Source organism: Paraburkholderia sp. (genome assembly GCF_035948235.1).
GTDB lineage: Bacteria > Pseudomonadota > Gammaproteobacteria > Burkholderiales > Burkholderiaceae > Paraburkholderia.
On sequence record NZ_DASZJJ010000013.1, the window covers coordinates 1 to 19,702 of the forward strand.

18 protein-coding genes are annotated in these 19,702 nt (G+C 64.7%); 6 read left to right on the forward strand and 12 right to left on the reverse strand.

All coding sequences use genetic code 11. From position 1 onward, the window contains the following. The 10 genes from VG320_RS00920 to VG320_RS00965 all read right to left on the reverse strand — a co-directional run. Nucleotides 1-1,388, reverse strand: a 1,388-nt coding sequence (locus VG320_RS00920) for a PhoH family protein (protein ID WP_327198308.1), incomplete at its 3' end; no start/stop codon positions are given. A 401-nt stretch (nt 1,389-1,789) separates the two neighbouring features. Continuing rightward, nucleotides 1,790-2,251 (reverse strand): peroxiredoxin, encoded by a 462-nt coding sequence (locus VG320_RS00925; RefSeq protein ID WP_103705974.1) that lies wholly within the window; start codon nt 2,249-2,251, stop codon nt 1,790-1,792. 184 nt (nt 2,252-2,435) lie between these two features. After that, nucleotides 2,436-3,332 carry a polysaccharide deacetylase family protein gene (locus tag VG320_RS00930; RefSeq protein WP_327198309.1) on the reverse strand — a complete coding sequence of 299 codons (897 nt, stop codon included), beginning with the start codon at nt 3,330-3,332 and terminating at the stop codon, nt 2,436-2,438. An 18-nt stretch (nt 3,333-3,350) separates the two neighbouring features. Next, a complete protein-coding gene (locus tag VG320_RS00935) occupies nt 3,351-4,400 on the reverse strand; it encodes a bifunctional UDP-4-keto-pentose/UDP-xylose synthase (protein WP_327198310.1) in 1,050 nt (349 codons plus the stop codon). Beyond that, entirely contained in the window at nt 4,397-5,365 is a 969-nt protein-coding gene (locus VG320_RS00940) for a formyltransferase (RefSeq protein ID WP_327198311.1), read from the reverse strand. The genes VG320_RS00935 and VG320_RS00940 overlap by 4 nt, the downstream gene beginning before the upstream one ends. Further along, nucleotides 5,362-6,462 carry a glycosyltransferase gene (locus VG320_RS00945; protein WP_327198312.1) on the reverse strand — a complete coding sequence of 367 codons (1,101 nt, stop codon included), beginning with the start codon at nt 6,460-6,462 and terminating at the stop codon, nt 5,362-5,364. The genes VG320_RS00940 and VG320_RS00945 overlap by 4 nt, the downstream gene beginning before the upstream one ends. A 159-nt stretch (nt 6,463-6,621) precedes the next feature. After that, nucleotides 6,622-7,773 carry a DegT/DnrJ/EryC1/StrS aminotransferase family protein gene (locus VG320_RS00950; RefSeq protein ID WP_327198313.1) on the reverse strand — a complete coding sequence of 384 codons (1,152 nt, stop codon included), beginning with the start codon at nt 7,771-7,773 and terminating at the stop codon, nt 6,622-6,624. A gap of 88 nt (nt 7,774-7,861) precedes the next feature. Next, complete coding sequence (locus VG320_RS00955; protein WP_327198314.1) at nt 7,862-8,233, reverse strand: SMR family transporter; 372 nt, start codon at nt 8,231-8,233, stop codon at nt 7,862-7,864. A 168-nt stretch (nt 8,234-8,401) separates the two neighbouring features. Further along, a complete protein-coding gene (locus VG320_RS00960; protein ID WP_327198315.1) occupies nt 8,402-10,093 on the reverse strand; it encodes a glycosyltransferase family 39 protein in 1,692 nt (563 codons plus the stop codon). 238 nt (nt 10,094-10,331) lie between these two features. Further along, entirely contained in the window at nt 10,332-10,706 is a 375-nt protein-coding gene (locus VG320_RS00965; RefSeq protein ID WP_327198316.1) for an Mth938-like domain-containing protein, read from the reverse strand. A 472-nt stretch (nt 10,707-11,178) separates the two neighbouring features. On the opposite strand from VG320_RS00965, the gene VG320_RS00970 reads away from it, so the two are divergent. The 6 genes from VG320_RS00970 to VG320_RS00995 all read left to right on the forward strand — a co-directional run bounded on the left by VG320_RS00970 (nt 11,179) and on the right by VG320_RS00995 (nt 17,536). Further along, nucleotides 11,179-12,417 (forward strand): pyridoxal phosphate-dependent aminotransferase, encoded by a 1,239-nt coding sequence (locus tag VG320_RS00970; protein WP_414695932.1) that lies wholly within the window; start codon nt 11,179-11,181, stop codon nt 12,415-12,417. Nucleotides 12,418-12,477: 60 nt separating this feature from the next. Beyond that, nucleotides 12,478-13,809: a homoserine dehydrogenase gene (locus tag VG320_RS00975; protein ID WP_327198317.1), complete on the forward strand. Its 1,332-nt coding sequence runs from the start codon at nt 12,478-12,480 to the stop codon at nt 13,807-13,809. Nucleotides 13,810-13,831: 22 nt separating this feature from the next. Continuing rightward, nucleotides 13,832-15,283, forward strand: a complete 1,452-nt coding sequence (thrC, locus tag VG320_RS00980; RefSeq protein ID WP_327198318.1) for a threonine synthase — start codon at nt 13,832-13,834, stop codon at nt 15,281-15,283. Between the two features lie 251 nt (nt 15,284-15,534). Continuing rightward, nucleotides 15,535-16,755, forward strand: a complete 1,221-nt coding sequence (gene glp, locus VG320_RS00985) for a gephyrin-like molybdotransferase Glp (RefSeq protein WP_414695933.1) — start codon at nt 15,535-15,537, stop codon at nt 16,753-16,755. 19 nt (nt 16,756-16,774) lie between these two features. Then, nucleotides 16,775-17,032 carry a molybdopterin converting factor subunit 1 gene (moaD, locus tag VG320_RS00990; protein WP_327198320.1) on the forward strand — a complete coding sequence of 86 codons (258 nt, stop codon included), beginning with the start codon at nt 16,775-16,777 and terminating at the stop codon, nt 17,030-17,032. A 24-nt stretch (nt 17,033-17,056) separates the two neighbouring features. Further along, entirely contained in the window at nt 17,057-17,536 is a 480-nt protein-coding gene (locus VG320_RS00995; RefSeq protein WP_327198321.1) for a molybdenum cofactor biosynthesis protein MoaE, read from the forward strand. A 120-nt stretch (nt 17,537-17,656) separates the two neighbouring features. Here VG320_RS00995 and VG320_RS01000 read toward each other — a convergent pair whose 3' ends face one another. Together VG320_RS01000 and VG320_RS01005 are read right to left on the reverse strand one after the other, a co-directional pair. Beyond that, complete coding sequence (locus VG320_RS01000) at nt 17,657-19,003, reverse strand: M23 family metallopeptidase (RefSeq protein WP_327198322.1); 1,347 nt, start codon at nt 19,001-19,003, stop codon at nt 17,657-17,659. A 297-nt stretch (nt 19,004-19,300) separates the two neighbouring features. After that, nucleotides 19,301-19,702 (reverse strand): group III truncated hemoglobin (locus VG320_RS01005; protein ID WP_327198323.1); only part of this gene is annotated, 402 nt, incomplete at its 5' end.

A 19,702-nucleotide genomic window follows, 5' to 3' on the forward strand; every position in this document is an offset into this window, starting at 1 on the left:
CGCGTCACGATGATCTCGTTGTAGCGCTTGTCGTCGAGCACCTGCGCCAGACCCGCCGCGAGCGCGACCAGCGTCTTGCCCGTGCCGGCCTGGCCGAGCAGGGTGACGAAGTCGATCTCGGGGTTCATCAGCAGGTTCAGCGCGAAATTCTGCTCGCGGTTGCGCGCCGTGATGCCCCACACGTTGTTCTTGTGGTGGCCGTAGTCGCGCAGCGTCTGCAGCAGCGCCGTCTTGCCGTTGAGTTCGCGCACGATCGCGTGGAACGCCGGCTCGCCGTTCTGCGGCTCCAGATAGACGAACTCGTTGACGAGCATCGACAGGCATTCCGGACCGGTCACGCGATAGTACGTGGTGCCGGTCTTGGTGTCCTGCCACGACTCCATGCCCTTCGCGTGCTTCGCCCAGAAGTCCTGCGACAGCGCACGGATGCCCGAGTACAGCAGATCCTTGTCTTCGAGAACCTGGTCGTTGAAGTAGTCTTCGGCGGGCAGGCCGAGCGCATGCGCCTTGATGCGCATGTTGATGTCTTTCGACACCAGCACGACGAGGCGATCGGGCCGGTCGCGTTGCAGCGCGCGCACCACGCCGAGGATCTGGTTATCGGCCTTGCCTTCGGGCAGACCGTCGACCGGATCGATATGCGTGAGCGTGGTCTGGAAATACAGACGGCCGAGCGCTTCGCGGCTGCCCAGACGGGCGAGCGAAATGCCTTCCGAAATCGGGCCGGCGTTCGCGACCAGCTGGTCGAGCGTGCGGCTGACCTGACGCGCATTGCGCGCGACTTCCGACATGCCCTTCTTGTGGTTGTCGAGTTCTTCCAACGTCATCATCGGTAGATAGACGTCGTGCTCCTCGAAACGGAACAGGCAGGTCGGGTCGTGCATCAGTACGTTGGTGTCGAGCACGAAGAGCTTCTGCACTTCCACGCTTTCTTCCGGATGCACGCGTTTTTTCGTGCTGCCGCGCGTGGCCGGTGCCGCCGTGCCGCCGGTGGATTTCGCGCTGGCGGGTTTGCTGCCGCTGCGCGCGACCGGTGCGGCCGGCGCCTGATCGGCGGCGGGCACTTCGGCTTGCGGTTCGGTGCGGGCCTGCACGGGCTGCAGCAGCGCCGCGGTCTGTTGCTTGCGTTTTCGTGCGGGCGCGGGCGCCACGGGTTCGAGCGCGGCGAGTTCGGCGCTGGCGGACGGCAGCGGCACCGTGCGCAGCGTAGTCGCTGCGTTGGCGGCGGGCGTCATCGGTTCGGCGACGCTTTCCGCGCCAAAGTCGACATCGGCGGCGTCGTTTTCGCTCGCCGCTTTACGCGTGCTGCGCGTCGTGCGCGCACGCGTCTTGTATTCCTCGGGCGGCAGCAGGTTGCCGAGCTTGCTGGGGGGAGTAGGCAAAGGCATGGTGTCCCTCGAAAAATTCGGGTCGAGTGGTCCGGGGTTACCCAGTAAGGTGCGCTTTCGGGCGGCGCGAGCGGGTTGCCGGGTAGGCATCCGCCGTGACCGCGCAGGGTGCGCGCTCAGGTCTGAAAATGCCGGTTCGCCTGGTCTTCGATCGGCTCCTTGACGTAGACGCGTGCCGGTTTGCCAAACCGACGCCACGTTGTGGGTATGAAATCCGAAAAAACCAACAAAAAAGCCGCCGCCCCGACTGACGAGGCAAGCGGCTTCACTGCTCTGATGGCGCGTTGCCCGAATGCGCTGGAGCGGTCATCCAGTGACCGTTCGCAGGACCGCGCAGAGATCGGAAAACGCGACAAAATATGGGGTGGACAGGCACTCATTGCAGCCCAATATAACGCGCCTCAAAGCGCTTGTACAGCCTCCAGAACCTCGTCGACATGGCCCGGAACCTTGAGTCCGCGCCATTCCTGGCGCAGCACGCCGTCGGCATCGATGAGGAACGTGGAGCGTTCAATTCCACGTACTTCTTTGCCATACATTTTCTTCATTTTGATGACGTTGAAGAGCGAGCAGAGCGCTTCGTCGCCATCCGATACCAGAGTAAACGGCAGTTCGAGCTTGGTCTTGAAGTTTTCATGCGAGCGCACGCTGTCGCGCGACACGCCCACGATGGTGGCGCCGGCTTTCTTGAACTTCGGATAGAGGTCGCGGAACTCCATGCCCTCGCGCGTGCAGCCAGGCGTGTTGTCCTTCGGATAGAAGTACAGCACCACTTTCTTGCCCTTCAGGCTCGACAGCGTGAAGTCGCCGCCGGTGGCGGGGGCGGTGAAGTCGGGAACGGGTTGGTCGACTGCGATGGTCACGTCAGGCACGTGGCACTCCCTTTGTTATTGGCTGGCAGGCGACAGTCGGGCGGGGCGCAGTCTGCAGCATGCTGCGCTGGGGAGGGCGTCCCCGCGGGCGTCGCCGGAACGGCGTGCCGCCCGGCGCAGGCAAACGCAGACGGGCGGCGGCTTTCGATCGGGCTTGGGTTGGGCTTCGGTCGCTTCAGTCGGGCTGGATGATCAGCTCGCCGGAGCGGCCGGCAATCTCGCCCCAGGTGACAGGGTACGATGGCAGCGAATCCGGGTCCAGCGCCGCATGATAGTCGCCCATCGTGGCAAACGTATGGCCCTGCGCGCGCCAGCCGGCGAGCAGTTGCTCGAACACCGGCGCAAGCTTCTGGCCTTCGAGTTCCGCGTGCAGCGTGAAGACCTGGTCGTGCGGATTGTTTTCGGTGCGCTTGAGCATCCAGGCGGCCACCGTATCGATGTCCACGCCATCCACGCCCAGCACTTCGTCGAGCGTGGGCAGCGTGGTGGGCATCTGCACATGGTTCAGCGTGCGGCCGTTCACGACCGGGCGATAGGGCGAATGCCCGCGCCCGTCCGAGGCGTACTGCATGCCCCAAGCGTCGATCTGCGCGAAGGCGGCCTCGTTCATCTGCCAGCCGGCCGCGCCGTGCGTGACGGGCGGCGTGCCGAAGATGTGCGTGAAGCGGTCGTGGCTCTTCTGCATCTGACGCGCGGTCCACTGCGCGTCGCGCGTACGCACGTTGTCCTGCCAGTACACGTGGTCCCACGTATGGATGCCGCACTCGAAGCCGGCTTCGTGGATGGCGCGCATTTCGGCGGCCGCTTCCACGCCGATATCCGGCCCCGGCAGCAGCACGCCGTACATCAACTGTTTGATGCCGTAATGCTCGACCACGGAGGTGCGCGAGACCTTCTTCAGAAAGCCCGGACGGAACACGCGGCGCAGCGCCCAGCCCGTATGGTCCGGGCCGAGGCTGAACAGGAACGTCGCGCGCGCCTTGTAGCGATCGAAGATGCGCGCGAGATTCGGCACGCCTTCACGCGTACCGCGCAGCGTGTCGACGTCGATTTTCAGAACGATGCGAGCCAAGTGGCGAAGTCCTTCGCGTTACGCTTGCTGCTCGACGAGGGCGCGTGCCTCGGCGACATGGCCGCGGTACGCCTCGAAAATCTTGCGCAGCGCTTCGTCGAAGGTCGACTTCGGCGCCCAGCCGAGTTCCTGCATCGTGTTGTCGATCTTCGGCACGCGGTTCTGCACGTCCTGGTAGCCCGCGCCGTAGTACGCGCCCGACGAGGTTTCGACCAGTTGCACCTTCTTGGCCATTTCCGCGTATTCCGGGAATTCGGCGGCCAGCGCCAGCATCTTGTGCGCCAGTTCGCGCACCGAGAAGTTGTTGGTCGGGTTGCCGATGTTGAAGATCTTGCCCGAAGCAACGCCGTCCTTGTTCGCGATGATCTTCATCAGCGCTTCGATACCGTCGTCGATATCGGTGAAGGCACGCTTTTGCGCGCCGCCGTCGACGAGGCTGATGTTCTCGCCGCGCACGATGTGGCCGAGGAACTGCGTCACGACGCGCGAGCTGCCTTCCTTCGGCGTGTAGATCGAGTCGAGGCCCGGGCCGATCCAGTTGAACGGACGGAACAGCGTGAAGTTCAGGCCTTCCATGCCGTAGCCCCAGATCACGCGGTCCATCAGCTGCTTCGAGCACGCGTAGATCCAGCGCGGCTTGTTGATCGGGCCGTAGGTGAGGGCGGAAGCATCCGGATCGAATTGCTCGTCCGAGCACATGCCATAGACCTCGGAGGTCGACGGGAAGACCAGGTGCTTGCCGTACTTGACCGCCGAACGCACGATCGGCAGGTTCGCCTCGAAGTCGAGTTCGAACACGCGCAGCGGTTGCTGCACGTAAGTGGCGGGCGTGGCGATGGCGACCAGCGGAAGGATCACGTCGCATTTCTTGACGTGGTATTCGACCCATTCCTTGTTGATCGTGATGTCGCCTTCGAAGAAGTGCATGCGCTCATGCTTGACCAGATCGCCGAGGCGATCCGTCTGCATGTCCATGCCGAACACTTCCCAGTCCGTGGTCTCGAGGATGCGCTTGGACAGGTGATGGCCGATAAAGCCATTGACACCCAGAATCAGAACTTTTTTCATGGACGAGGGACAGATGAAATGAGGTCGGAGAACGCGGCAGGCGTGATGACGGTCTCTTGACCGCCATGTTGCAGATTCGGCGCATGCCGCAGTTCGTGGATCGCGATGGCGCGGCCGTCGCCGCAGAGGGCGAAAAACGCATTATCGCTTACGTGGATGCCCGCGGGCAATCCGGCCAGGGCGCGCACGCTGTCGGCCTCGCGCGAACCGGCACGCACGAGGCGCGCGCGGGCGATCACGAAGCGATGCTCGCCGATGTCGGTGAACGCGCCCGGATAGGGCGGCGCCACCGCGCGGATCAGGTTGTAGACGTCCTGCGCGCCTTGTGAAAAGTCGAGGCGCCCGTCTTCGGGCTTGCGCCCGCCGTAGTAGCTGCCGTGCGCGAGATCGTTCGGCAGATGCGGTGCTTCACCCGCGAGCAGCGCGGGCAGCACGCGCCAGAGGGTTTGTTCGGCGGCGACCGTGACCTTGTCGAACACCATCGCGGCGGTGTCGTCGGGCAGGATCGGCACCGGCGTCTGCGCGATGATCGCGCCCGCGTCGGGCTTGGCGGCCATTTCGTGCAGCGTCGCGCCGGTTTCCGATTCGCCCTTGATGACGGCCCAGTTGGTGGGCACGCGGCCGCGGTACTTCGGCAGCAGCGAGCCGTGCATGTTGTACGCGCCGCGCGCGGCCAGCGCGAGCAGGTCCACCGGCAGCATATGGCGGTAGTAGAACGAGAAGATGAAGTCGGGCTGCGCGGCGCTCACTGCCTCGCGCAGCTCGGCGCTCTTCGGGTCGGCGGGCATGATGACGTCGATGCCGTGTTCTTCGGCCACCGATTTCACGCTGCCGAACCAGATGTTCTCGCTCGGGCTGTCTTCGTGCGTGACGACGAGCGCCACGTCCACGCCGCGCGCGAGCAGCACCTGCAGGCAGCGCACGCCGACGTTGTGATACGCGAAGACGACTGCGCGCGGTTTCATGACTGTGCTCCAGGCTGGCTGCTGGTCTGCGCGCTGGCCTGGCCGTTCTGGCCAGCCGGCGCGCCGATATTGAGCGACGCCTGCACGCCCTGCACGATGTCCTGACGCGGCACATCGACGACCGGGCGGCCGTTACGCTCTTCGAGAATCGTCTGCACCAGGTAGCGCGGCCGCGCGCGCACCTGCTGATAGATCCGGCCGATGTATTCGCCCAGCAGCCCCAGCGCGAAGATGATCACGCCCAGCATGAAGAACGTAATGGCGAACAGTGTGAACACACCCTGCACTTCGGCGCCCAGAACGAAGCGGCGAATCAGCAGCAGCAGGAACAGGCCCGCCGAACCGAGCGACAGGATCACGCCGATGAACGACAGCCATTGCAGCGGCACGACCGAAAAGCCGGTCACGAGGTCGAAATTCAGGCGAATGAGGCTATAGAGCGAATACTTCGACTCGCCCGCGAAGCGCTCTTCGTGCGCGACGTCGACTTCGACCGGATTCTGGGCGAACGTGTAGGCCAGCGCCGGAATGAACGTGTTGATTTCGCCGCAACGGTTGATCGTGTCGATGATGTGGCGGTTGTAGGCGCGCAGCATGCAGCCCTGATCCGTCATCTTGATGCGCGTGATGCGCTCGCGCAGGCGGTTCATGGCCTGCGAAGCCTTGCGGCGCCACAGGCTGTCCTGACGCTGCATGCGAATCGTGCCGACGTAGTCGTAGCCTTCGCGCATCTTCTCGACCAGCTTGCCGATTTCCTCGGGCGGATTCTGCAGGTCGGCGTCCAGCGTGATGACGATCTCGCCGCGCGCCTGCTCGAAGCCCGCGAGGATCGCCATGTGCTGGCCGTAGTTGCCGTTGAGCAGGATCGCGCGCGTGGTGTCCGGGCGCGCGCGGAACTGCTCGGCGAGCATCGCGGCCGAGCGGTCGCGGCTGCCGTCGTTGATGAAGATGACTTCGTACGAGGTGCCGAGCTTGTCGAGCGCCGGGTAGAGGCGCTCGAACAGCGCCTTCAGGCCGGCTTCCTCGTTGTAGACCGGAATGATGACCGAGACTTCCGGCGTTTCCGGGGTCAAGGTGCGTTGTTCCGTTTGACTCATGTGTGCGTCTTTTCCGTTGGGGTGATGCGTGGGGTAATGCTCGGGGTAATGCCTTGCGTGATACGTGCAGCGCGACAGTGTAAGGGCCGCTGGACGGGCGCGATTGACCGAACAGCGCCCTTGCCTTGCATGTACTTGTCGCGCGTAGTGACTTCGTGCTTACTTTGCGTACTGCGTGCAGACTTCGTCGATGGCGCGGCACACGCGCGCCACGTCCGCGACGCTCATCTGCGTGAACAGCGGCAGCGTGAGCGTGGTTTTGCCGAGCAGTTCCGCGTGCGGGAACATGCCTTCGGTGAAACCGCGTTCGCGGTACAGCGTGAACAGGTGGATCGCCGGGTAGTGCACGCCCGTGCCGATGCCGCGCTGCTTGAGCTGCTCCATGAACTCCGCGCGGGAGATCGTGAGCCGCTCCAGCGGCAGCGTGATCTGGAACATGTGCCAGTTGCTGTTGGTCATGTCGGCCAGCGGCAGGCCCACACCCAGCTTCACGGCGGCGCTGCCTTCGAAGCCTGTGAAATACGCATGCGCGAGCTTGCGGCGCTGCTCCGTGAAGCGCTCGATGTGCTTGAGCTGGCCCAGGCCCACGCGGGCGGCCACATCCGTCAGATTGTACTTGCCGCCGAGCACGTCGCAGTCCATGCCGTCGTGGCCGGTGCGGGTGATGCCCTGCAGGCGGTATTTGCGGGCCAGTTCGGCTTCGTCCTCGTTATTGAGGACGAGTGCGCCGCCTTCGATCGACGTCAGGTTCTTGTTGGCGTGGAAGCTGAACGAAACGATGTCGCCGATCGCGCCAATGCGCTTGCCGTTCCAGCTCGCGCCGAACGCCTGGGCGGCGTCCTCGATCACGCGCAGCTTGTGCTGGCGGGCGATCGCATAGAGGCGGTCCATGTCCACCGGCAGGCCAGTGAGGAACACGGGAATGATCGCCTTCGTCTTCGGCGTGATGGCGGCTTCGAGCTTGTCGAGGTCGATGTTGCGCGTGACGGGGTCGATGTCGGCGAACACGGGTGTCGCGCCCACTTCATAGATCACGTTGCTGGTGGACACCCACGAGGCCGGCGTGGTGATGACTTCGTCGCCGGGGCCGACGCCCGCGATGCGCAGGCCGATTTCCAGCGTCGCCGTGCCCGAGTTGAAGGTGCGCACCGGACGGCCGCCGCAGTATTCGGACAGGGCGGCTTCGAACGCCTGGTTCTGCGGGCCGGTGGTGATCCAGCCCGAGCGCAGCACGTCGACGACGCCAGCGATGGTTTCTTCGTCGATTTCGGGCTTCACGAACGGCAGGAACGATGCGGGTGTCTGGGTCATGAGTGCTTTCTGGATCAGAACGTCAGGGGTGATTGGGGTATTGCGCTGGGGTATTGCGCGAACAGGGGTGATGCGTGAACCGTGCGCTTTAGCTGCGCGCGAGCACAACCACGCCGATCAGGATGATGCCGATGCCGATCAGGCGCTGGATGCTCAGCACTTCGCCGAACAGATACCACGCCGCGAATGCGTTGACCACGTAGCCGAGCGAGAGCATCGGATAGGCGATCGACACGTCCACGCGCGACAGGCCGACGATCCACACCACCACGCTGAACACATAGCAGGTCAGGCCGCCGAGGATCGGCAACTGCGTGGCGAGCTTCCAGCCAATGGGCAGGATGTTCGCACGGGTGAATTCGAAGTGTCCAACGGCATTGACACCAGCCTTGAGCAACAGTTGCGCACAGGCATTCAGGCCGACGCCGGCGAGGATGCATATCAGGGAAATCGGATTCATCGTGTTGGCTGGTTGATGCGGTAACGGATGCGTAGCGCCGGCAGTAACGCCGATTTGGGGGACGGATTCCTGCGTCCGGCGCCATCTGCGAAAGCGCCCCGCATTATCGCTCAAGTGCGGGGCGCGATCGCCGCGCTGCCGGATTGTGGTTGCCCGTCCCCTGGACGCTCAGGGCTGGGGTTTTTCGACGATCACGCGGCGCGCGTCGCGGGCGACCACTTGCATCGGCAAGCCTTGCGCCGCCAGCTCGTCATAGCGTTGTACGGGCAGCAGCGCGAGCGCATAGCGTTCGTCCTTCCAGCGCTGTTCCCAGTCGGCGACGGTCGGCACCCATTTTTGCGGCTCTTCGCTGATGCCGAAGGCCAACTCGTCGGTGACCTGCACCATCGTCATCGAATGGCGCACGTAGAACGGCAAGGTGTGATCGAGCACGCCCACGGAATAGAACGGCGTATCGGCGGGCAGTCTGGCGATGGCCGCGCGCACGGCCGGTGCCAGCGGCGCGCCTGAGCTGAGCGTGCCGAACACATCGTGGCCGGTACCCGCGATGGTCGCGAGCAGCAGCCAGGCGGCGCCCAGCGCGAGGGCCGGCGCTTGCGCGCCCGTCTCGGCGGTGCGTTTGGCGCGCGCGAAGCGCAGACCCACCATGGTCGCGACAAAGGCGACCGCGGCGGCGGCAAACACCCAGACCTGGAACTCACGATAAAGCGCATTGGGGTTGCGCGAATCGCCCAGGTGCGTGAGCACGAAAGAGCCCGCCATCAGTGCCACGGCCAGCAGCGCGTAGCCGATCAGATGGCGCGTCCATTGCCTGCGCGTCATGAGCGGCAGGTACAGGCCGATCACGAGGGCCAGCGGCGGGGCGATCGGCAGCACGTACGAAATCAGCTTCGAGTGCGACGCGCTGAAGAACAGGAAGATGAAGGCCGTCCACACCAGCATCAGCGTGACGGGCGCGAAACCGTTGGGCTGGCGCGGCGTGCGCAGCGCGTGACGCACGCTCTGGATGCTCACCGACAGCCACGGCAGAAAGCCCACCAGCATGACCGGCACGAAGTAATAGAACGGGCCGGGGCGGTTCTGCGCGGGCGTGAGGTAGCGCTGGAACTGCTGGACGATGAAAAAGAAGTTGAAGAATTCGGGGTTGCGCTGCTGCACGAGGATGAACCACGGCGACACGATCGCGAAAAACACGATCAGGCCGCTCACGAGGTAAAGCCGCTTCCACAGCGCCCAGTCGCGCGCCACCAGCGTATAGAGCACCAGCACCGCACCGGGCAGGATCAGGCCGACCAGCCCCTTCGAGAGCACGGCCAACGCCATTGCGCCCCAGCACATCCACATCCACAGGCGCGCCTCGCGCGTGGGCAGGTTCGGGCGCTGGGCCAGCAATAGTGCGCAGAGCGTGAGTTCCATCCAGAACGACAGGCCCATGTCGAGCGTGTTGAAGTGGCCCATCAGGTTCCAGTACGGCGCGCAGGCGAGCACCAGCGCGGCGAAGAAACCGGTGGCGGCGTTGAACACGCGCGCGCCCGTGAAACCGATCAGCAGCACGCCCGCGAAGCCCGTGAGGGCCGTGTAGAGGCGCGCCTGCCATTCGCCGATCCCGAACCACGCGAAGGTGAGCGCGTTCATCCAGGTTTGCAGCGGGGGCTTCTCGAAATATTTGTAGCCGTTATAGCGCGGCGTGATCCAGTCGCCGGAGGCGAGCATCTCGCGCGCCATTTCGGCATAGCGGCCTTCGTCGCTGGGCAGCAGATGGCGCCAGCCGAGCGGAAGGAACCAGATCACGGCGAGCGCGACGATCAGCAGCAGGATCGCGCCACGGCTGAGCGGCAGCCTCGAGGGCGTATCGTTCATGGATTGCAGCCTGTTCTTGTCAACGTTGCGGGCTTGCGGGCGGTGCGGCGTCCCGAAGGTATTCCTGCCTCGGGCGCCCGCGACGCCCGCGCGGCGCGCAAGTGTACTACGTCGCGCCAGGCCAACCTGAAGGGACGCTTAACCGCCGTCCGCGCGCGAAGCGTAGACCCGACGCCGATCAGGCTTTCACGCGCTTTCCCTCTGCTACCGGGCGCGCCGGATCAGGTTCTCATTACGCTTACGCTTCGATCAGCAGAGCGGCGGCCACACGGCGGCCTTCGGCCATCAGGATGTTGTAGGTGCGGCAGGCGGCCTTGAAGTCCATCGCCTCGACGCCGATGCGCTGCGCGGCCAGCGCGGCGGTCAGACGCGGATGCGGGAAGCGCAGGCGCGAGCCGCTGCCGAACACGACCACTTCCGGCTTGAGCGGCAGCAGCATGTCGAACAGTTCGGCGGTGAGATCGTCGAACGCTTTCACCGGCCAGGGAATGACCGGGTCTTCGGGCATCACGAGAATGCTGCCGTTGTGGCGTTCGAGGTTGATTTCGACGTAGTCGGCGCCGTAACCGGTGACGGTATTGAGCGCGGCGCTGGAGTCCTGGTGTAGTTTCAAAACTTCAATTCCGGAAGATCGCAGGCAGGGCGGTCGCGGTCGGCGGCGGCGCGGTTAGACGCTGCGCATCATGCGTCAGCTTTGCGCCCCATTTCCGTCGCGCCCGCGGCTGGCGGGCCGGCGCGGCTTCTTGCGCATTGCGGAAGTCGGCCAAAATCCGCTAAATTATAGCTTTTTGGTGGCCGCGCCGACGCAGGTGCTCAATTCGTGCACGCGTTGAGGGCCACCACGAGCGGCAGCCCCTGCAGCATCCGCTTCACGCCATCCGCCCGGATCCACCCTTTTCGGGGCGAACGCAGCCACAAGCTGCAGGCTGGCCTCATCTGCGCGTGCGGGCATCTGTGCCGTATTCTTGCACCTGCGCCACCCGTGCGCAGCCGTCCGCGCGCCGCAATTCGCCGTGCCGCTGCCGCCCATCCATCCGATCAACCCCGTTTCAGCCCGTACCAGGCTTTTAATCCGACCGCCCGCCGTGAAACCGATCCTCAAATCCAACAAGCTGCAGAACGTCTGCTACGACATCCGCGGGCCGGTGCTCGAGCATGCCAAGCGCCTCGAAGAAGAAGGCCATCGCATCATCAAGCTGAACATCGGCAATCTCGCGCCGTTCGGTTTCGACGCGCCCGACGAAGTCATCCAGGACATGATCCTGAACCTGCCGGGTTCCTCGGGCTATTCGGACTCGAAGGGCGTGTTCGCCGCGCGCAAGGCGATCATGCATTACGCGCAGCAAAAGGGCGTTAAAGGCGTCGAACTCGACGACATCTACATCGGTAACGGCGCGTCCGAACTGATCGTGATGGCCATGCAGGCGCTCCTGAACGACGGCGACGAAGTCCTGCTGCCCGCGCCCGACTATCCGCTCTGGACCGCGGCGGTCAGGCTTTCGGGCGGCACGCCCATCCACTACATCTGCGACGAATCGAACGCGTGGATGCCCGATCTTGACGACATCCGCGCGAAAATCACGCCGAACACGCGCGCGCTGGTGGTCATCAACCCGAACAACCCGACCGGCGCGCTGTACTCGGACGAACTGCTGCAGGGCCTGATCGCGATCGCCCGCGAGCACGGCCTGATCCTGTTCGCCGACGAGGTCTACGACAAGATCGTCTACGACGGCAAGACGCACACGGCGCTCGGCTCGCTTTCCGAGGACGTCATCACCGTGACGTTCAACAGCCTCTCGAAGAGCTATCGCGCGTGCGGCTACCGCGCGGGCTGGATGTTCCTCTCCGGCATGACGGGCGAAAACCGCCGCCGCTCGAAGGACTACACCGAAGGTCTCGGCATTCTGGCGTCGATGCGCCTGTGCGCGAATGTGCCGGGCCAGTACGCCATCCAGACGGCGCTGGGCGGCTACCAGAGCATCAACGAGCTGATCCAGCCGGGCGGGCGCCTGTATCGTCAGCGCGAACTGGCGTACAACATGCTAACGGCGATTCCGGGCGTGACCTGTGTGAAGCCGGAGGCGGCGCTCTACATGTTCCCGCGCCTCGACCCGAAGCTCTATCCGATCCAGGACGACCAGCAGTTCATCCTCGACCTGCTGCTGCAGGAGCGCGTGCTGCTGGTGCAGGGCACGGGCTTCAACTGGAAGCAGCCGGATCACTTCCGCGTGGTGTTTCTGCCGAACGTCGACGACCTCACCGATTCGATCAACCGGATCGCGCGCTTCCTCGACGGCTATCGCCAGCGCCACGGTACGTAAGCCACACGCGCCCGTACCCAAACGAATTCCTTTCCACACTCTTAGACGAACACACGCTGCATGGATCCGATCAAAGTAGGTCTCTTGGGCTTCGGCACGGTAGGCAGCGGCACCTTCACGGTACTGCGCCGCAACCAGGAAGAAATCAAACGTCGCGCGGGCCGCGGCATCGAGATCGCGCGCATTGCCGTGCGCAATCCGGCCAAAGCCACAGCGGCGCTCGGCACTGAAGCCGGCAGCGTCGATCTGACGACCGACTTCAACGCCGTGGTCGACGATCCGTCGATTTCGATCATTGCGGAAATGATCGGCGGCACCACGCTCGCCAAGGATCTCGTGCTGCGCGCGATCGGCAACGGCAAGCACGTCGTTACCGCCAACAAGGCGCTGCTGGCGGTGCATGGCACGGAAATCTTCCAGGCGGCGCGCGCGCGCGGCGTGATGGTTGCGTTCGAAGCGGCGGTGGCGGGCGGCATCCCCATCATCAAGGCGCTGCGCGAAGGTCTCACGGCTAACCGCATCCAGTACATCGCCGGCATCATCAACGGCACGACCAACTACATCCTGTCGGAAATGCGCGAGCGCGGCCTCGACTTCGCGACCGCACTGAAGGGCGCGCAGGAACTGGGCTATGCCGAAGCCGACCCGACCTTCGATATCGAAGGCGTGGACGCCGCGCACAAGGCCACGATCATGAGCGCGATCGCGTTCGGCGTGCCGGTGCAGTTCGACAAGGCTTACGTGGAAGGCATCAGCAAGCTCGACGCCATCGACATCAAGTATGCGGAAGAACTGGGCTACCGTATCAAGCTGCTGGGCATTGCGCGCCGCACGGAAAAGGGCATCGAGCTGCGCACGCACCCGACGCTGATTCCGGCCAAACGCCTGCTCGCCAACGTGGAAGGCGCGATGAACGCGGTCGTGGTGCACGGCGACGCCGTGGGCACGACGCTCTACTACGGCAAGGGCGCGGGCGCGGAGCCTACCGCCTCGGCCGTGGTCGCCGACCTGGTGGACGTGACGCGCCTGCATACGGCCGATCCGGAACACCGCGTGCCGCATCTGGCATTCCAGCCGGACAGCCTGTCGAACACGCCGATCCTGCCGATCGACGAAGTCACGAGCGGCTACTACCTGCGCCTGCGCGTGGCCGACCAGACCGGCGTGATGGCCGACATCACGCGCATCCTCGCCAACAGCGGCATCTCGATCGATGCGCTGCTGCAGAAGGAATCGGAAGAAGTGGACGCGCAGGGCAAGGCGGAGACCGACATCATCCTGATCACGCACCGCACGGTCGAAAAGAACGTGAACGCGGCCATCGCGCAGATCGAACAACTGGCGACGGTGAAGTCGTCGGTGACGAAGCTGCGCATGGAAGGACTGAACTAAGGCATAGGCAAGGCATAAGGCAATGAATTACGTATCCACGCGCGGCGCGGGCGCCGGCGAGCACCATTCGTTTTCGGACATCCTGCTGGGCGGCCTCGCACGCGACGGCGGTCTCTATCTGCCGGCTGAATACCCGCAGATCGGCAAGGAAGAACTCGCGCGCTGGCGCGGCCTGTCGTATGCGGATCTCGCGTTCGAGATTCTCTCGAAGTTCGCCGGCGACATTCCCGCCGACGACCTGCGCGACATCACGCGCCGCACCTATACCGCCGCGACGTACTGCAACGTGCGCCATGGCGAGGACGCCAGCAAGATCACGCCGCTGACTACACTCGGCGAGGAAAACGGCGCGCAGCTCTCGCTGCTCGAACTGTCCAACGGCCCGACGCTCGCGTTCAAGGACATGGCGATGCAGTTGCTCGGCAACCTGTTCGAGTACGCACTGGCCAAGGCCGGTCAGCAACTGAACATTCTGGGCGCGACTTCGGGCGACACTGGCAGCGCTGCGGAATACGCGATGCGCGGCAAGAAGGGCGTGCGCGTGTTCATGCTATCGCCGCACAAGAAGATGAGCGCGTTCCAGACGGCGCAGATGTTCAGCCTGCAGGACCCGAACATCTTCAACCTGGCCGTCGAAGGCGTGTTCGACGACTGCCAGGACATCGTCAAGGCCGTCTCGAACGACCACGCCTACAAGGCGCAACAGAAGATCGGCACGGTCAATTCGATCAACTGGGCGCGCGTCGTGGCTCAGGTCGTGTACTACTTTGCGGGTTACTTCGCAGCGACGAAGAGTAACGACGAGCGTGTCTCGTTCACGGTGCCCTCGGGCAACTTCGGCAACGTGTGCGCGGGCCATATCGCGCGCATGATGGGCCTGCCGATCGAAAAGCTCGTGGTGGCGACGAACGAAAACGACGTGCTCGACGAGTTCTTCCGCACGGGTATCTATCGCGTGCGCGCCTCGGCGGAGACGTATCACACGACCAGCCCGAGCATGGACATCTCGAAGGCATCGAACTTCGAGCGCTTCGTCTATGACCTGCTGGGCCGCGATCCGGCGCGCGTGACGCAGCTGTTCCGCGACGTGGAAGAAAAGGGCGGTTTCGATCTGACCGCGAGCGGCGACTTTGTGCGCGTGCAGCAATTCGGCTTCGTGTCGGGCCGCAGCAGCCACGACGACCGTATCGCCACGATCCGCGACGTTTTCACGCGCTACAAGACGATGATCGACACCCATACCGCCGACGGCGTGAAGGTGGCGCGCGAGCATCTGACGCCGGGCGTGCCGATGATCGTGCTGGAAACGGCGCAGCCGGTGAAGTTCGGCGAGACGATCCGCGAGGCGCTGGAGCGCGAGCCGGAGCGTCCCGCCGCGTTCGAAGGTCTGGAGGCGCTGCCGCAGCGCTTCGAAGTGGTGCCGGCTGACGCGAAGCGTGTGAAGGACTTCATCGCAGGCCATACGGGCCTGTAAACAGGCGCCCCTCACCCCGGCCCTCTCCCCAGGGAGAGGGTGATCTTGCTCCCCTCTCCCTAGGGAGAGGGGTCGGGGGAGAGGGGGGGCGCAACGCCGCGTCCCCGCCGCTACAATAACGACAGACCATCACTGTCGATGGCGCGCGCGCCTGGGTGCCTGATGCACGCCTGCCGCCGCACGCCTGGCCACCATCCCCGCACATGTCCACGCCCAATACTCCCTCCGCCGCCCCAGCTCCGCGCGTGCCGATGATCTCGACCGCCGACGCGCTCGCGACCTTGCTGGCCGCCGCCAAGCCGCTCGCCCCGACCGAAACGCTGTCGACCTTCGACGCGCTCAACCGCGTGCTGGCGGCCGAAGTGGTGTCGCCGCTCGACGTGCCGCCCATGAACACCAGCGCGATGGATGGCTACGCCGTGCGCGTGGCCGATCTCGCTCAGGGTGGGCGCCGCCTGCCGGTCTCGCAGCGTATTCCGGCCGGTCACGCGCCGCAGCCGCTGGCCGCCGGAACGGCCGCGCGCATTTTCACCGGCGCGTCGGTGCCGCCGGGTGCGGACGCCGTAGTCATGCAGGAACAGACCGAAAGTGCCGATGGCGAAGTGACGATCCTGCACAACCCGAAGGCGGGTGAGTGGATCACGGCACAGGGCGCGGACATCAAGAAGGATTCGGTGATCCTGCCGGTCGGCACGCGCCTGTCGCCCGCGGCACTGGGGCTGGCGGCGTCGGTGGGCTGCGCGACGCTCACGGTCACGCGCCGCGTGAAAGTGGCGGTGTTTTTCACCGGCGACGAACTGACGATGCCGGGCGAGCCGCTCAAGCCGGGCGCGATCTACAACTCGAACCGCTTCACGCTGACGGGGCTGCTGCGCAACCTCGGCTGCGAGGTGACGGACTACGGCATCGTGCCCGACCGGCTCGACGTCACGCGCGAGACGCTGCGCGACGCGGCCGCGAAGCATGACTTGATTCTCACCTCGGGCGGTGTGTCGGTCGGCGAGGAAGATCACGTCAAACCCGCCGTGGAGGCCGAAGGACGTATCGACATGTGGCAGATCGCGATGAAGCCGGGCAAGCCGCTCGCTTTTGGCGCGGTGCGCCGCCCGCAGGGTAGCGACGCAGACGGCGAGGCGTTCTTCATCGGCCTGCCGGGCAACCCGGTGTCGAGTTTCGTGACCTTCCTGCTGTTCGTGCGGCCGTTCCTGCTGCGTCTGGCGGGTGTGGCGCATGTCAGCCCGCGTGCGCTGTCGCTGCGCGCCGACTTCAGCCAGAACAAGGCTGACCGCCGCAACGAGTTCCTGCGTGCGCGCGTGAATTCGGCGGGTGGTCTCGATCTGTTCTCGAATCAGAGTTCGGCGGTGCTGACGTCGACGGTCTGGGGCGACGGCATCATCGACAATCCGCCCAATCATGCGATCAGCGCGGGCGAGACCGTGCGTTTCATTCCATTTACCGAACTGCTGTACTAAGCCTCACCAGGTCTCATCAATGAAGATTCAACTGAAATTTTTTGCGAGCGTGCGTGAAGCGCTGGGCGTCGCCGATGAAACGGCTACGGTCCCCGATGGCATCGCCACGGTAGGCGACGTGCGCGGCTGGCTGCGCGCGCGCGGCGGCGTGTGGGCCGAAACGCTGGCGGAAGGACGCGCGCTGCGCATGGCCTGCAACCACGTCATGACCGAACCCACCACCCGCATCACCGAAGGCTGCGAAGTGGCGTTCTTCCCGCCGGTCACGGGCGGCTGAGCCGGCGCGAGGAGAAACCTGACCATGCCTGTACGCGTGCAGACCGAAGATTTCGACCTGAGCACCGAAGTGGCGCAGTTACGTGCGCACAATCCATCGATCGGCGCGGTGGCGTGCTTTGTGGGCACCGTGCGCGACCTCAACGACGGCAGCAGCGTCGCGGGCATGGAGCTTGAGCACTATCCGGGGATGACCGAGAAGGCGCTCGAAGCGATCGTGGCGCAGGCGCAGGAGCGCTGGCCCGGCATTGATGTGCTGATCGTGCATCGGGTCGGCAAGCTCGCTCCGCTCGACCAGATCGTGCTGGTGGCGACCACCTCGAAGCATCGTGGCGATGCGTTCGCTTCGTGCGAGTTCGTCATGGACTATCTCAAGACCGAAGCGCCGTTCTGGAAGAAGGAAGAGACCGAACACGGTGCGCGCTGGGTCGATGCGCGCTCCAGCGACGATGCGGCGTTGGCTCGCTGGGGCGTGAAGTCGGGGAATACGGCCGACGGGGCCTGAGAGATAGTTCAGGTATTGCGGAATTATTCTGTCTTGCGCGGCTGCTTTCGCCATTAGTCCTGGGATATCGGAACGTCGGCCCGCGCCCTCAGATCGGCACGCAGGCTCGGGCCGCCGTCCTTAGCCGATAGAGCGTCCCGGCATCTTGATCGACGCCATCCGGCTGGCGGGCTGCGGCAATGCGGCGAGACTCGTGCGTGCAGCTTCGGCGCGCGCTTCGAAAGCCAATCGCGCCGCACCGTCTAGCGGAGCGACGAATTCATGCGAGGTCAGCGTCAGCGGATCGAGCGGCTGGTCGTCGCGGCGAACTTCGAAATGCAGATGCGGCCCGGTCGTCACACCCGTGCGGCCGACGTAGCCAATCACCTGACCCTGCTCGATACGCTGCCCCGAACGCAGTCCGCTCGCCCACGACGCCATATGCGCGTAACGGGTCGAATAGCCGTTGTCGTGACGCAGCACGACCAGCTTGCCGTAGCCATGCTCGCGCGCGGCCAGTTCGAGCGTGCCAGCGGCCGCGGCGTAAATCGGCGTGCCGACGGGTGCGGTCAGATCGACGCCTTCATGAAAGCGCGGCTCGCCAAAGACCGGATGCGTGCGCATGCCGAACGGCGAACTCACGCGCCGATAGTCCAGCGGCATCGCGAATGGCGTCCCGGCAAGCAAGCTCCCGTCGAGCGTGTAGTACGCACCGTGAGCGGCTCCGGGCGCGGTGAACCACAGCGCGTCGTACGTCTCGCCATGCAGGCGCAACTCGATGGAGGCGATGCGCGGCGTTTCCTGCCCATCGACGGCGTCCAGCATCAGGCGGAACGTGTCGCCGGGTTGCGCGTGTGCATCGGGATCCACGTGGCCCGAGAAAAGGGCAGCGATCTGTGTGATGACGCTGGCGGGCAGTCCCGCCTGCTCAAGCGATGCCCGCAGGGTCGTGTCAATCGGACCGGCCGCCGCGTGAACTGGAGCGGCGGCCAGATCGAACCCGGTTGAGTCGATCGCCGGTAGCTCAATCACATGGCCAAACCACCGATGCGCGCTCGAAACCTCAATCGTCTGCTCACTGTAGACGTCGGCGAGCGGCAGACACATCGAGGCCAGGCGCGAACAGACGGTCCCGTGCGCTTGATCCTCGGACTGTATCCGCATGCCGAACGGAGCGGCATCGCCGTTCTGCGCGAGCGGCTGGGCGAATACGCCATCGACGTCACGCAGCGACGGCCAGACCGCATCGAAGGAAGTGGCCGGCTGCGCGCCCGGCAACGTCAGGTCTTGCACAAGCGGGGCGCGGTCGAATGCCGGGCCGTAGCTGAAACCTGTCGAAACGGCGGCATGCGCACCGGGAATGGACGTCGTACTTACGCACAGGGCCAGCATTGCGGCAACGCCGCAGAGCGTCTTGCGTTTGACCGGCGGCGTCGTAGCCGTCGAAATGTCCTGCCCGCGCGCGAGGAGTGAGCGAAAAGCGTTCACGTTGGAACCTCACGAATAGAAAAAAGGAAAAGACGCGGGCAAGAGCTGCCAGGCGTGTCGGTGCCTGGCAGCGGCGCGGGGTGGGGAATTGATCAAGTCATCGCGCCGCGCAGCCCAACGAGCGATGAAGAAATTTTACGAATCCGCCTCGGGGGAATCTGTAGAACGAGTTCGAATGGGGAAAGCGGCGCTTTGGGGGCGTACCTTATGCGCATAAAACGGGGGCGGATTGACGTGCAGTATTGCAACTAACCGCCAAAACATGCAGACCACGCCGAAATGGGGGGGCCGTCTGCCTCAGGCGGCTTCGTCCTGGTCGTTCGAGCGACCGATGATTTTGGCCGGAAATGGCTCGCCAGCAGGACGCTCAGGCAGATCATGACCATGACCTGCGGGACGACGCCGTGGCGCGATTGTGTCGAGCAGCGCCTGCTGCTCGGGCGGAATCGTGAAATCCCAGCCGAAGCGGCTCAGTTGCAGACTCTGCGCGATGCGCAGCGCCGGTTCCATGAACTGGACGGCGGCGGCGGGTTCGTAATGGGCCTGCACCGTGTCGAGAAACAGGTAGAGCCAATGGCTGAAGTGCTTCGGCTCAATGCCCGGAACGGGTTCGTGCGCCTGCTGCACATTGCCGCGATACGACTTGGTGCCCAGCACCAGGCTCGACCAGAAGCGGCACATCTTCGGCAGATGCTCGTC

Coding starts and splice junctions, on each gene's coding strand:
- VG320_RS00940 (WP_327198311.1), bottom strand. CDS start 5,365: ATGAAACCGCGCGCAGTCGTCTTCGCGTATCACAACGTCGGCGTGCGC.
- VG320_RS00995 (WP_327198321.1), top strand. CDS start 17,057: ATGCCTGTACGCGTGCAGACCGAAGATTTCGACCTGAGCACCGAAGTG.
- VG320_RS00960 (WP_327198315.1), bottom strand. CDS start 10,093: ATGAACGATACGCCCTCGAGGCTGCCGCTCAGCCGTGGCGCGATCCTG.
- moaD (WP_327198320.1), top strand. CDS start 16,775: ATGAAGATTCAACTGAAATTTTTTGCGAGCGTGCGTGAAGCGCTGGGC.
- VG320_RS00950 (WP_327198313.1), bottom strand. CDS start 7,773: ATGACCCAGACACCCGCATCGTTCCTGCCGTTCGTGAAGCCCGAAATC.
- VG320_RS00935 (WP_327198310.1), bottom strand. CDS start 4,400: ATGAAAAAAGTTCTGATTCTGGGTGTCAATGGCTTTATCGGCCATCAC.
- thrC (WP_327198318.1), top strand. CDS start 13,832: ATGAATTACGTATCCACGCGCGGCGCGGGCGCCGGCGAGCACCATTCG.
- VG320_RS00975 (WP_327198317.1), top strand. CDS start 12,478: ATGGATCCGATCAAAGTAGGTCTCTTGGGCTTCGGCACGGTAGGCAGC.
- VG320_RS00945 (WP_327198312.1), bottom strand. CDS start 6,462: ATGAGTCAAACGGAACAACGCACCTTGACCCCGGAAACGCCGGAAGTC.
- VG320_RS00955 (WP_327198314.1), bottom strand. CDS start 8,233: ATGAATCCGATTTCCCTGATATGCATCCTCGCCGGCGTCGGCCTGAAT.
- glp (WP_414695933.1), top strand. CDS start 15,535: ATGATCTCGACCGCCGACGCGCTCGCGACCTTGCTGGCCGCCGCCAAG.